Source organism: Roseospira goensis (genome assembly GCF_014197795.1).
Taxonomy (GTDB): Bacteria; Pseudomonadota; Alphaproteobacteria; order Rhodospirillales; family Rhodospirillaceae; genus Rhodospira; species Rhodospira goensis.
This window is the reverse complement of record NZ_JACIGI010000057.1, coordinates 1-12233: the sequence shown is the minus strand read 5'-3', so window position 1 is coordinate 12233 and position 12233 is coordinate 1. Positions and strand designations below refer to the sequence as shown.

The following is a 12233-nucleotide window of genomic DNA, read 5'->3' as shown; positions in this document are numbered from 1 at the left end:
CGCCGCCGCAATCGGATGGCACAGCGAATCATGAAAGCTCCGTGATGTGGACCACCTCACCATGAACTTTCTGTAATCCGAGTTCGGAGCCCTGCCTTGAAGAAGGCCGAGGGCACGGTGGCGAGCGGCCGGCCCTCGGGCTCGATGCTGCGCACGAACGAATCGTAGATCGGGCCGCTGAACGAGCTGACGCGCCCGTCGGCCAGCCGGTCCAGGGCCAGCACCCAGTCCTCCAGCGCCAGCCATTCGTCCTGGTTGTAGTGCTTGTGCTGGAGCGTCGCGTTGGAATAGTAGAACGTCTCGTCCGAGGCCCGCCCGGCGGCCGCGTTCGAGCGCCCCCACGCGGCCGAGGCCCGCCGCGCCAGGTGGCCGCGATCCCACGGGTTGTCATAATAGTAGTCGTTGTCGAGCTGGTGCGCGGCCCCGATGCGGGAATCGACGCGCCAGCGGTCCGACCGGCGCACGTCCCGGACCTGGGTCTGGTCGATGTTGAGCGCCGCAACCACCGCCGAGCGCCGGTGCGGCTGGCGGTTCATCACGACAGAATAGTTCACGTACTCGGCCACCACCTCGCCGGTCAGCGCCGGCGTGCGCAGGATCGACGCCTCCAGCGCGGGCGAGAACCGGGGCAGGTCAACGACCAGGCGGCGCTCCGATTCGGGCAGGGGCTCGTCTGCCGCCCCGTCCCAGGTGCGGGGATCGCACAGAAAACGCGGATTGTAGCCAGCCATGGGCGCCTCCAGCGTCGCGGGTCGTGGCCGGCGGGATCCCGCCGCAGGTCGCGGGCCGGCCCCGTGCCGCCCCGCTACGCCGGCCGCAGCCAGTTTGCCGGGCGCCGACCGGCCCGTGTCAACCAAAGTTTCGGCGACGCCAGCGGGCGCCCGGGCACGGCGCCGCGGGTTCGGCAGATTAGCGTTTTCTCAAGCAACGGGTTGACAACGGGGTCAGACCTTGAAACCTTATTTCGTGCCCGGTCTTTTCGAGGCAACGAAACGACGGCCCGCCGTCTCAACTTCAGGTGGGCACAAAAAGCGAAAACTGCAACGGGGAGGTTACAACCATGGGAACACGACCGAGGGGGCAGCGCCACTGGGCGACGGCCCTGATCGCGGGCGGCTTGGCGTTCGGCGCGCCCCTGCTGGCGGCGGCCCAAGAGGCGGCGGGTGATCCGACCGTGGAGGTGATGGCCGGCGCCTGCACCTTCTGCCACGGCCCCGACGGCAACGGGCTGGGCGCCGCGACACCCTCCATCGCCGGGCTGCCGGTGGAAACCTTCGAGTACATGATGCAGTCCTACCGCGAGGACATGAACCCGTCGACGGTCATGGGCCGCATCGCGCGCGGCTATGACGACGAGCAGATCACGGCCCTGGCGGTGTACTTCGGCGACAAGCCGTTCGAACGCCTGCCGCAGCCGTGGATCGACCAGGCCCTGGTCGCCGAAGGCAAGGATCTGGCCGCCGAATACTGTGAATCGTGTCACGAGAACGAGGGCCGCGACGGCGAGGGCGTGGGCATCCTCGCCGGCCAGAAGCTCCAGTACATGCGTTTCTCGGTCGCCGATTTCCTCAGCGGCGCCCGCGAAATGGAGCGCCGCCAGGCCCGCAAGTTCCGGGATCTCATGGACGACCACGGACCCGACGGGTTCGAGAAGATCCTGAACTACTACGCCAGCGTGAAGTGAGGAGGCGGCCATGAGCATCACCCGTCGCGGGTTCCTGACCGCCACCGCCGCCACCGCCACCGTGCTTGGCGTGGCCGGTCTGCCCCATATCGCCCGCGCCGCCGGACCGCGCTTCGTCGTCGTCGGCGGCGGCCCGGCCGGCGCCACCACCGCCAAGTACCTGAAGCGGATGGACCCGGCCGCCGAGGTCACCCTCATCGAGGCCAACCCGACCTACACCACCTGTTTCATGAGCAACGAGGTGCTGGCCGGCGACCGGGACATCGCCACCCTTCAGGTCGGCTACGACGGCCTGCGCGGGCACGGCGTCACCGTGGTGCACGACCGGGTCACCGGCATCGACGCCGACGCCAAGACGGTCGCCACCGCCGGCGGCGAGTCGCTGGCCTACGACCGCGTCGTGGTCGCCCCCGGCATCGACTTCCGCTACGACGCCATCGAGGGCTACTCGGCCGAGGCCGCCGAGGTCATGCCGCACGCCTGGAAGGCCGGCCCCCAGACCACGCTGCTGCGGCAGCAACTGGAGGCCATGGACGACGGCGGCACCGTCATCGTCAGCGGGCCGCCCAACCCGTTCCGCTGCCCGCCCGGCCCCTACGAGCGCATCAGCCTGATCGCGCACTACCTCAAGCGGCACAAGCCGCGCTCGAAGATCCTGGTGCTCGACGCCAAGGACAAGTTCTCGAAGATGCCGCTGTTCCTCCAGGCCTGGGAGCAGTTCTACGGCTACGGCACCGACAACAGCATGATCGAGTGGGTCTCCAAGACGGACGGCGGCACGGTGACCGCGGTCAACCCCGCGACCATGGAGGTCACCGCCGTCGCCGGCACCTTCAAGGGCGACGTGGTCAACATCATCCCGCCGCAGAAGGCCGGCGCCCTGGCGTTCGAGGCCGGGCTGGTGGAGGACGGCTGGGCGCCCGTCAACAAGGGCACCTTCGAATCCCTGGTCACCCCCGGGGTGCACGTCCTCGGCGACAGCTCGGTGGCGGCGTCTATGCCCAAGTCGGGCTCCAGCGCCAACTCGCAGGCCAAGGCGGCGGCCGCCGGCGCGCTCGCCCTCGCCAAGGGCGAGGCGCCGCCGGTGCCGCACCTGGCCAACGCCTGCTACTCCATCGGCGGACCGGACTTCGGCTTCTCGGTGGCGGCGGTCTACGCCTACGACGACTTCGAGAACGCGCTGAAGCCGGTCGCGGGCGCCGGAGGGGTCTCCCCGCTCGACGCCGGGGCCGAGGCGCGCCGGCGCGAGCTGTTCTACGCCCACAGCTGGTTCGAGAACATCAAGGCGGACATCTGGGGCTGACGCGGCCCCGGAGCCGAGGGGCGCGCGGCGTCCCCGGCTCCGGACGCCGCCCCGCCCCCTGCCGTTCCACCCCGTCCCGTTCCACCCGCGGGGGTCGCGGGTCCGGTCGACCCCCGGCACGATGCGCCAGGAGGCCCGATGTCCGACACCGATCCGTCGTCGCAGCCCAGGAGGCGGGGTCTGTTCCGCCGGCTGTGGCGCAATCCCTTCGCCAGCACCGCCAGCACCGTCATCACGGTCCTGGGCGCGCTGGTCCTGGTCGGCGGCGCCTACGGCGGCTTCAACGTCTTCGCCGCGGCCACCAACACCACCGAGTTCTGCATCTCGTGTCACGAGATGGAAGTCGGCCCCTACGCCGAGTACAAGACCTCGATCCACTACGCCAACCGCACCGGCATCCGGGTCGAATGCGCCGACTGCCACGTGCCGGAGCCGTTCTTCCCCAAGGTGATGGCCAAGGTGATCGCGTCCAAGGACGTCTGGCACCACCTGCTGGGCACCATCGACACGCCCGAGAAGTTCGAGGCCCGGCGGCTGGAGATGGCCGAGCGGGTGTGGGCCAAGATGGAGGCCACCGAGTCCCGCGAGTGCCGCTCCTGCCACAACTTCGACGCCTTCGACCTGCGCGAGCAGGGCCGGCGCGCCGAACTCAAGCACCCGGACGCCATGCTGGAGGGCCGCCACTGTATCGAGTGCCACAAGGGCATCGTGCACGAGCTGCCCGAGGGGTACGACGGATGAGACGCGCTTCCCGACTCGCCGCCGCCGCGGCCGGCGCGGCCGCGGCCCTTTTGGCGGCCGTCCTGCCGACGCCGCCGGCGCAGGCCGACGAGATCCTGTCGGCGATCGCGCGCGGCGGCCGGCTGTACGATGACTGGCGTGCCGAGCTGGACGTGCGCACGCGCCACATCTCGCACCTGCCACGCCCCGAGACCCACGGCGCCGCCGCCGAGGGCGCCGGGCGCTGCGTCACCTGCCACGGCTGGGACTACCACGGCGTGCCCGGGCGCGCCGGCGGCATCCGCGCCCTGGACGGCGCCGATCCGGCGCAGGTGATCGCCATCCTGGGCGACGAGACCCACGGCTACGGCACCTACCTCGACGAGACCGACCAGCGCGACCTGGCGCTGTTCGTCACCGCCGGTCAGATCGCCATGGCCGAGTGGATCGAGCCCGCCGGCGGCCGGGCGCGGGGCGACGCCGCCGCGGGCGCGGTCTACTTCCAGTCCATCTGCGCCGGCTGTCACGGCGCCGACGGCATGGACGTGGCCGACATGCCGCCGCTGGGCCCGTTCAGCCGCGCCGAGCCCTGGCATGCGCTCCATATCATGATGAACGGCCATCCCGCCGGCAGCATGCCGCCGCTGCGCGCCCTGGACCTGGGGGTGTTGTCGAACACCCTGGCCACCATGCAGACCCTGCCGGCGCGGCCGGAGATCGCCGCCGTGGTGCGCGGCGGGCGGCTCTACGACACCTGGTTCGCCGAGATCGGCCGGGCGGTTCCCGATGGCTGGCACCCGGCCTGGCCCGAGGCGCGCCGCGCGCCCGTCGAGGCCGAGGGCGGCGACGCCCTGGCCCGTGCCCAGCGTCAGAGCTGGCGCTGCAGCGCCTGCCATGGCTGGGACTATCGCGGCCGCGACGGTCTCGCCATGGGCGGCCGTCCGCCGCCGGCCCCGGGCATCCACGGCATGGCGGGGGCGGCCCCGGCGGACATCGTCGCCGTGCTGAGCGACGAGACCCACGGCTACGGCCGCCTGCTGAGCCGGCGCGACCTGTCGGACCTGGCCATGTTCATCAGCCGCGGGCAGATCGACATGGCGCCGTGGATCCACCCCGACACCGGGCACTATCTGGCCGACGGCGCCGCGTTCGAGGCGCACTACCACACCATCTGCGCCACCTGTCACGGCGCCGACGGCCGCGCCGTGCGCACCATGCCGCCCCTGGGGCGGGCGGTGACCGGACGGCCGCAACGCGCGCTGCACAGCGTGTTCAACGGCCACCCCGGCGAGGCCATGCCGCCGCTGCGGGCCATGGGGGTGGAGACGGCGGCCGGCATCCTGGCCTTCGCCGAGACCCTGCCGCTGCGCAAGCGGTAGCGGGGGAGCGCGAAAAGACTCGTCTCGGTCCCACGCTCCCGCGTGGGACCGCATGTCCGCCCTGCGCCCCCGGCGCCCACGCGGGAGCGTGGGCGCAAGAAGAATTCTCCTGTTCTCGGTCCCACGCTCCCGCGTGGGACCTTTTCAAACCAACTCCCACGCTCCCGCGTGGGACCTTTTCAAACAAAGTCCCACGCTCCCGCGTGGGACCTTTTCAAACCAACTCCCACGCTCCCGCGTCGGACCGGCTCATGGCCCTACGCCGCCTCCGGCCACAGGGCGAGCACAACCGCGCCGACCAGCAGCACGGCCAGGGTGACGCTGACCGCCCGCGCCCGGCGCGGGTCGCCCAGGGTGCGCGCGAGGCCCGCCCCCAGCGACAACCACACGATGTCGATGGCCAGCAGCAGCACGGTCAGGGCCACGACCTTTGCGACCGCATCCGCGAGCGGGTCGGCGGGCAGCAGCATGTTGGTGGTGACCAGCGCCCCGAACGCCGCCCACGCCTTCGGGTTCACGACCGCGAACAGCAGCCCGCCGCCCAGCGACGGCGGCCGCGCCCCGGCGCCGCGTCGGGCCAACGGCGGCGCGGTGGCAATGCGCCAGGCCAGATAGAGGATATAGGCCACCGCCACGCCCGTCAGCACGGGCAACACGCCGGGCACCAGCGCCAGCGTGCCCATGACCCCGGTGCACAGGATGGCGATGACGGCCGCGGTGCCGCCGACGATGCCGACGTAATAGCCCAGGCTGGCGCGGACGCCATAGGCCGCGCCCATGGCGGCAAGGCTGAGGGTGGCCGGCCCGGGGGTGCCCACCAGGGGCAGTGCGGCGAGCCACAGCAGTGTCACGGCCTCCGTCATCGCATCGCGCTCCAGTGCCAGAAGAACCGACAGCCTACAGCCGATTGCGACAAACCGGACTCGCCGCGCGATGTCGGTGTGCCGCTCTGAAACCAACAGATCGCGATCCGTGCTAAGCGAGAAAGGCGCAACATCCGACCGCTTCGGTCTCGAACAGAACGGTCCGGGTCCGCTACGGTGGGGCCTGATACCATCGTTCATCGTCCGTCCCGGAGCCCGCCATGGATCCGTCCTCGCCCGACGCGCTCGAAGACGCCCGCCGCGCCGTCCGCGCCGCCACCCTCGCCGACGAGACCGCCACCGTGCGCGCCCTGGCCGACGCCGCCCGCCTGGACGACGGCGCGCGCGCCCGGGTGACCGCCGTGGCCACCGCCCTGGTCGAGGCGCTGCGCGCCGACCGCGCCCCCGGCCTCATGGACTCCCTGCTGGCCGAATACGGCCTGACCAATCAGGAAGGCGTGGCGCTCATGTGTCTGGCGGAGGCGCTGCTGCGGGTCCCCGACACCGGCAGCATCGACGCCCTGATCCGCGACAAGCTGGCGCCCGCGGCCTGGAGCCGCCACCTGGGGCAGTCGCAATCGGCCCTGGTCAACGCCTCCACCTGGGGCCTGATGCTGACCGGCCGGATGCTGCGCCAGGGTGGCACCGGCTGGGACGTGCTGGCGACCCTGCGCGGCAGCGTGCGCCGCCTGGGCGAGCCGGTCATCCGCGCCGCCGTCGGCGAGGCCATGAAGCTGATGGGCCGACAGTTCGTGCTCGGGCGCACCATCGACGACGCCCTGGAGCGGGCGGCGGCGCTGGAGGCCCGGGGCTATACCTACTCCTACGACATGCTGGGCGAGGCCGCCCGCACCATGGCCGACGCCGACCGCTATTTCGAGAGCTACGCGGCCGCCATCGGCCGCATCGCCGGCGCCGCCCGGCACGGCGACGTGCGCGCCAACCCCGGCATCTCGATCAAGCTGTCGTCGCTGCACCCCCGGTACGAGGCGCCGCAGCACGACCGCTGCCTGCCGGTCATCATCGACCGGGTGCGCCACCTGGCCGGCCTGGCCCGCGCGGCCAACGTCGGGCTGGCGATCGACGCCGAGGAACAGGACCGGCTGGACCTCTCGCTTGCCGTCATCCAGACCGTACTGGCGGACTCGTCGCTCGCCGGCTGGGACGGCTTCGGCGTCGTGGTGCAGAGCTACGGGCCGCGCGGGCGGCCGGTGATCGACTGGGTGCTGGCCCTGGCCGATCACCTCGACCGGCGGGTGATGGTGCGCCTGGTCAAGGGGGCGTACTGGGACGCCGAGATCAAGCGCGCCCAGGTGCTGGGCCTCGCCGGCTACCCGGTGTTCACCCGCAAGGCGGCGAGCGACGTGGCCTATCTGGCCGCCGCCCGCCGGCTGCTGGCGCGGCCCGACCGGATCTACCCCCAGTTCGCCACCCACAACGCCCAGACCGCCGCCGCCGTGCTGGAGATCGCCGGGGACACCCCGTTCGAGTTCCAGCGCCTGCATGGCATGGGCGAGGCGCTGCACGCGCTGCTACACGACCGCCACGGCCGAGCGTGCCGCATCTATGCCCCGGTCGGCGTCCACGAGGACCTGCTGGCCTATCTGGTGCGGCGCATCCTGGAGAACGGGGCCAACAGCAGCTTCGTCAACCAGATCCTGGACCGGTCGCTGAGCGTCGCCGATCTGGTGCGCGATCCGGTGGCGGTGGTGGACAGCCTCAACGCCCTGCCCCATCCCGCCGTGCCGCCGCCGCCGGCCCTGTACGGCGCGGAGCGCCGCAACAGCCGCGGGCTCGACCTGACCGACCCCGTGGCGGTGGCCGACCTCGAGGCGGCCCGCGCCCCGTTCCGCGCCCACCGCTGGGCGGCCCGGCCGCGCATCGGCGCCGCCGACCACGACGGCCTGGCGCGCCCCGTCGTTAACCCCGCCCATCCCTCGGACACCGTGGGCACGGTGTGGGAGGCCGGACCCGATCTCGCCGGGCTGGCGGTGGACGGCGCGCTGGCCGCCCTGCCGGACTGGGCGGCGGTGCCGGTCGCGGCGCGCGCCGCGATCCTGGAGCGCGCCGCCGACCTGTACGAAGAGCACATGCCGGAGCTGATGGCGCTGGCGACGCGGGAGGCCGGCAAGACCCAGCCCGACGGCGTCGGCGAGGTGCGCGAGGCGGTCGACTTCCTGCGCTACTACGCCGCCGAGGCGCGCCGGCTGCCGGCGGGACGGGCGCCGCGCGGGGTGTTCGTCTGCATCTCGCCATGGAACTTCCCGCTCGCCATCTTCACCGGGCAGATCGCCGCCGCCCTGGTCACCGGCAACACGGTGATCGCCAAGCCGGCCGAGCAGACCAGCCTGATGGCGGCGCGCGCCGTCGACCTGCTGCGCGAGGCCGGGGTGCCGGCCGACGTCCTGGCGCTGCTGCCCGGGGACGGCGCGGTGGTGGGCGGCGCGCTCACGGCGGATCCGCGCATTTCCGGGGTGTGTTTCACCGGCTCGATCGAGACCGCCCGGGCGATCCAGCGCGCCCTGGCCCGCACCGGCAACGCCGCCGCCCCGCTGATCGCCGAGACCGGCGGCCTCAACGCCATGATCGTGGACTCCACCGCCCTGCCCGAGCAGGCGGTGCGCGACATCCTGGCCAGCGCGTTCCAGAGCGCGGGGCAGCGCTGCTCGGCCCTGCGCCTGCTGTGCCTGCAAAAGGACATTGCCGCGCGCACCCTGACCATGCTGACGGGCGCCATGGACGCCCTGGCGGTGGGCGATCCGTGGGACCTCGCCACCGACGTCGGCCCGGTGATCGACCCCGAGGCCCGGGACGGCATCCAGGCCCATGTGGAGGGGCTGGTGGCCCAGGGCCGCCTGATCCACCGCGTGGCGGCGCCGGCCTATGGGGGGACGTTCGTGGCACCGGTGGCGCTGCGCCTGGACCGGCCGGAGGACCTGACGCGGGAGGTGTTCGGCCCGGTGCTGCACGTGGTGACCTATGCCGCCGACGGCCTGGCGGACCTGGTGGCCCGCATCAACGCCCAGGGCTACGGCCTGACGCTGGGGCTGCACAGCCGCATCGAGGAACGGGTGCGCCAGGTCACGGAGGCCGCCCAGGTCGGCAACCAGTACGTCAACCGCAACCAGATCGGCGCCATCGTCGGGGTGCAGCCGTTCGGTGGCGAGGGCCTGTCGGGCACCGGCCCCAAGGCGGGCGGGCCGCACTATCTGATGCGCTTCACCCGGCCGGCCGACGCGGCGCCCGGCGCCGCGGCGCTGATGGCGGGGGCGGCCGACGCGGCCACCGTCTCGGCGGCGCTGGCAGCGGCGGCGCGGGCGCAGCCGGACTGGGCGCGGCAGACCGACCGGGCGACGGTGCTGGCGGCGGCGCTGGGGCGCCTGCCCGACCCGGCCCTGGCCGCGGCCGCCCGTGCCGGACTGGCCGTGGCCGCAACCCTGGACCCGGGGCCGGTGACCCTGCCCGGTCCCACCGGCGAATCGAACACCCTCAGCCTGCATGCGCGCGGCGTGGCGCTGTGCCTGGGCGACGGCAGCGACGACCCGACGCCGGCCGTGCGCCAGGCGGCGACCGCCCTCGCCTGCAGTTGCGCGGTCGTGGGGCCGGCGGCGCTGCTCGACCCGGTGCGCGCCGTGGTAGGCGGCACCCCGGCCCCGCTGGCGACCCTGGAGGACTGGCCCACCGCCGACGCCCTGCGCGAGGCCGGCCCGCTGGCGGTGGTGGCGCTGACCGGCGCGACGGCCGACGGCGCCCGCCCGCTGCGTCGGGCCCTGGCGGAGCGGGACGGGCCGCTGGTGCCGCTGGCCGACGATCCGGACGATGCCGCGGTTTACGTGCTGGAGCGCGCCCTCAGCATCGACACCACCGCGTCCGGTGGCAACGCGTCGCTGCTGGCCAGGGTGGCGGCGGAAGTGTAAGGCCGGCCGCCGACCAGACTGGACAAACCAAACAAACGGGACATACTGGACATACTGGACATACTGGACATACTTGACAGACTGACCATCCCGGGCTCAGGGATCGGGACGAGGCCACGCCGGGCCGACGATACGGAGGGGAGGGTTATGCGCATCGAAGACATCCAGGGGCTGTCGCCGCGCGCCCTTCGGCTGCTGCGGCGCAACCCGTCGGAGGCCGGCCGGATCGTCGCCGCGGCGCTGGATGCCGCAGCCCAGGTGTATGACTGGAACACCGGGCCGTCCGATGTTCCGCCAGCCCTGCAGCCCTTTATCGTACCCGCGACACCCGAGCCGGAGCTGATCGGTGTTTCGGAGGCGGCCGATCGCCTGGATGTATCCCGGACCACGGTGTACGACTGGGTCCGCACCGGCCGGCTGCTGGGCTGGCGCGGGACCAAGCGTGGCTTGCGCATCCCCGCCGAGCAGATCCGGGGGCCGGGGGAGGTGGTGCACGATCTGCCGGCGGTGCTCGCCCTCATTGGCGACCCGGCGCTGGCCTGGGCCTTCCTGTCGCAGCCGTGGCCGTTCGAGGACGACGTGGCGCGTCCGCTGGACAAGCTGGCCGCCGGGGAGACGGCCACAGTGCTGGACGCGGCCCCGGCCTTTGGCACGGCCATGACATGACCCCCCACCGATACCCCGCGGCGGCCGTCGCAGCCGTGGCGGTGGACTGGGTGTTGCACGGGGCGATGCGGATCGTCCCGGCCCGGCATCTCGGCACCCCGCTGGGGACGGCGCCGGCGGACTCCCGCTTCTGCGCTCGGGCAGACGGCTTCACGGTGCTCTATGCCGCGATGGACATGGAGACGGCCGTGGTAGAGACCATCGTTCGCGACCGCTTCACCCACCGCACGCAGCGGCGGATCAGCCTGGTCGAGATCACCGCCCGGGGTTGGGTGCGGATCGACTCCCGCCCCGGTACGGCGGTGCGGCTGCTCGACCTGCGCGGGGACGGATGCATCCGCCTCGGTGCGCCGACCGACGCAGTGGGGGCGCGCCACCACGGCGCCGGCCGCGCGCTGGGACGCGCCATCCACGCCCAACATCCCGGCGTGGACGGGATCCTGTTCGCCTCCCGCCTCACCGGCCGGGACATCGTGGCCGTCTATGATCGGGCCGCCGGCCGGCTCCTCGCCGTCGCGACCGGCGCCCTGCACGGCCACAAAGAGCTGCCGGGTCTGCTCGCCCGGCACCGCATTGGCCTCGTCCGGCCGTGAGGCGGGCGCCCTCAGTGCCCCATCAGCACCGGCACGGTCATGTGGTTGAGCATGTGCCACGTCGCCCCGCCGAGCACCAGTTCACGCAGGCGCGACCGGCCGTAGGCGCCCATCACGATCAGGTCGGCGCCGGTGTCGCTGGCGCGCGACAGCAGCATGTTGCCGACGTCCACGTCGTGGGCCACGACATGCTCGGCCACCGCGTTGACGCCGTGGCGGGCCAGGTGGCCGGCGATGTCGGCGCTCGGAATGTCGCCGTGGCCGTTGACGCCGTTGCGGCGCGGGTTGACGGCCACCACGTCGACCTCCTTGGCGGTCTGCAGGATCGGCAGCGCGTCGCTGACGGCCCGCGTGGCCTCGCGGCTGGCGTTCCAGGCCACCATGACCCGGTCGCCAATGACCGGGAAGTGACCGGCGTAGGGGATGACCAGCACGGGCCGGCCGGAATCCATGATGACGTGATCAGCGGCCTCGCGCTCGTCGGCCATGTTGTCGTCGTGACGGTCGTACTGGCCCACCACCACCAGATCGCTGTAGCGCGCGTGCAGCACCAGCGCGTCCAGCAACTCGCCTTCGGGGGCGCGGAACTCGGACGTGATCGCCGCGCCGTCAACGACCTCCTCGAACAGGCGGCGGGCGGCATCGGCCGCGTCCTGGGAGAAGCGGCGCTGGGCCTGGGTCACCTCCGGCCCGAGCTGGGACATGACGAACTGGGGCACGTGGGGCATGGTGCGCACGAACAGACCGGTCAGGCGCGCATCGTGGCGCACCGCCAGGGCGGTGGCCGCTTCCAGCCGTGCCCGGCAGTGGTGCGAGCTGTCCACGTGGACCAGGATATCCTTGAGGGCCATCGATCGTGTTCCTTCACCTTCTGCTTGGTGCGGCCGGCTTGGTGCGGCGTTGCCCGCGCCGACCACGGGCCACGCCCCTTCGCCGGCGGGACGCGCCGGCGCGGGCCGGCCGGCGATGGTGCCCAAGCCGGCAATCCTTGGCAAGGGCGGCGCCCAGTGTACCCAGGGCTCCGAACTCGGATTACAGAAAGTTCATGGTGAGGTGGTCCACATCACGGAGCTTTCATGATTCGCTGTGCCATCCGATTGCGGCGGCG

General features: G+C 72.6%; 10 protein-coding genes. 7 read left to right on the top strand and 3 right to left on the bottom strand.

The features are described 5' to 3' along the window. Positions 1 to 56: 56 nt before the first annotated feature. Entirely contained in the window at positions 57 to 731 is a 675-nt protein-coding gene (locus GGD88_RS17805; RefSeq protein ID WP_184438014.1) for a DNA/RNA non-specific endonuclease, read from the bottom strand. 329 nt (positions 732 to 1060) lie between these two features. Between GGD88_RS17805 and GGD88_RS17800 the strand changes: the two genes are divergently transcribed. The 4 genes from GGD88_RS17800 (at position 1061) to GGD88_RS17785 (ending at position 5086) form a co-directional block, all read left to right on the top strand. After that, the gene (locus GGD88_RS17800; RefSeq protein ID WP_184438012.1) at positions 1061 to 1684 is read left to right on the top strand and encodes a c-type cytochrome; all 624 of its coding nucleotides are present in this window, start codon (positions 1061 to 1063) and stop codon (positions 1682 to 1684) included. Between the two features lie 10 nt (positions 1685 to 1694). Continuing rightward, positions 1695 to 2987 carry an NAD(P)/FAD-dependent oxidoreductase gene (locus tag GGD88_RS17795; protein WP_184438010.1) on the top strand — a complete coding sequence of 431 codons (1293 nt, stop codon included), beginning with the start codon at positions 1695 to 1697 and terminating at the stop codon, positions 2985 to 2987. Positions 2988 to 3125: 138 nt separating this feature from the next. Further along, positions 3126 to 3728 (top strand): NapC/NirT family cytochrome c, encoded by a 603-nt coding sequence (locus GGD88_RS17790; protein WP_221237220.1) that lies wholly within the window; start codon positions 3126 to 3128, stop codon positions 3726 to 3728. Beyond that, positions 3725 to 5086, top strand: a complete 1362-nt coding sequence (locus GGD88_RS17785; RefSeq protein WP_184438008.1) for a c-type cytochrome — start codon at positions 3725 to 3727, stop codon at positions 5084 to 5086. The genes GGD88_RS17790 and GGD88_RS17785 overlap by 4 nt, the downstream gene beginning before the upstream one ends. Before the next feature lie 257 nt (positions 5087 to 5343). Here GGD88_RS17785 and GGD88_RS17780 read toward each other — a convergent pair whose 3' ends face one another. After that, a complete protein-coding gene (locus GGD88_RS17780) occupies positions 5344 to 5949 on the bottom strand; it encodes a LysE family translocator (protein ID WP_184438006.1) in 606 nt (201 codons plus the stop codon). A gap of 221 nt (positions 5950 to 6170) precedes the next feature. Here GGD88_RS17780 and putA point away from each other — a divergent pair, with 221 nt between their 5' ends. The 3 genes from putA to GGD88_RS17765 all read left to right on the top strand — a co-directional run bounded on the left by putA (position 6171) and on the right by GGD88_RS17765 (position 11125). Beyond that, positions 6171 to 9866: a bifunctional proline dehydrogenase/L-glutamate gamma-semialdehyde dehydrogenase PutA gene (gene putA, locus GGD88_RS17775; protein ID WP_184438005.1), complete on the top strand. Its 3696-nt coding sequence runs from the start codon at positions 6171 to 6173 to the stop codon at positions 9864 to 9866. A gap of 147 nt (positions 9867 to 10013) precedes the next feature. Beyond that, positions 10014 to 10532, top strand: coding sequence for a helix-turn-helix domain-containing protein (locus tag GGD88_RS17770; RefSeq protein WP_184438003.1), 519 nt, complete (start codon positions 10014 to 10016; stop codon positions 10530 to 10532). Continuing rightward, positions 10529 to 11125, top strand: a complete 597-nt coding sequence (locus tag GGD88_RS17765) for an RES family NAD+ phosphorylase (RefSeq protein WP_184438001.1) — start codon at positions 10529 to 10531, stop codon at positions 11123 to 11125. The genes GGD88_RS17770 and GGD88_RS17765 overlap by 4 nt, the downstream gene beginning before the upstream one ends. Positions 11126 to 11136: 11 nt before the next feature. Here GGD88_RS17765 and GGD88_RS17760 read toward each other — a convergent pair whose 3' ends face one another. Beyond that, positions 11137 to 11976 carry a universal stress protein gene (locus tag GGD88_RS17760; protein ID WP_184437999.1) on the bottom strand — a complete coding sequence of 280 codons (840 nt, stop codon included), beginning with the start codon at positions 11974 to 11976 and terminating at the stop codon, positions 11137 to 11139. Positions 11977 to 12233 lie beyond the last annotated feature (257 nt).

What these genes read in the sequence shown, in the direction of transcription:
- GGD88_RS17760 (WP_184437999.1), bottom strand. Translation starts at nt 11,976, where the DNA reads ATGGCCCTCAAGGATATCCTGGTCCACGTGGACAGCTCGCACCACTGC.
- GGD88_RS17780 (WP_184438006.1), bottom strand. Translation starts at nt 5,949, where the DNA reads ATGACGGAGGCCGTGACACTGCTGTGGCTCGCCGCACTGCCCCTGGTG.
- GGD88_RS17800 (WP_184438012.1), top strand. Translation starts at nt 1,061, where the DNA reads ATGGGAACACGACCGAGGGGGCAGCGCCACTGGGCGACGGCCCTGATC.
- GGD88_RS17765 (WP_184438001.1), top strand. Translation starts at nt 10,529, where the DNA reads ATGACCCCCCACCGATACCCCGCGGCGGCCGTCGCAGCCGTGGCGGTG.
- GGD88_RS17770 (WP_184438003.1), top strand. Translation starts at nt 10,014, where the DNA reads ATGCGCATCGAAGACATCCAGGGGCTGTCGCCGCGCGCCCTTCGGCTG.
- putA (WP_184438005.1), top strand. Translation starts at nt 6,171, where the DNA reads ATGGATCCGTCCTCGCCCGACGCGCTCGAAGACGCCCGCCGCGCCGTC.
- GGD88_RS17805 (WP_184438014.1), bottom strand. Translation starts at nt 731, where the DNA reads ATGGCTGGCTACAATCCGCGTTTTCTGTGCGATCCCCGCACCTGGGAC.
- GGD88_RS17790 (WP_221237220.1), top strand. Translation starts at nt 3,126, where the DNA reads ATGTCCGACACCGATCCGTCGTCGCAGCCCAGGAGGCGGGGTCTGTTC.
- GGD88_RS17785 (WP_184438008.1), top strand. Translation starts at nt 3,725, where the DNA reads ATGAGACGCGCTTCCCGACTCGCCGCCGCCGCGGCCGGCGCGGCCGCG.
- GGD88_RS17795 (WP_184438010.1), top strand. Translation starts at nt 1,695, where the DNA reads ATGAGCATCACCCGTCGCGGGTTCCTGACCGCCACCGCCGCCACCGCC.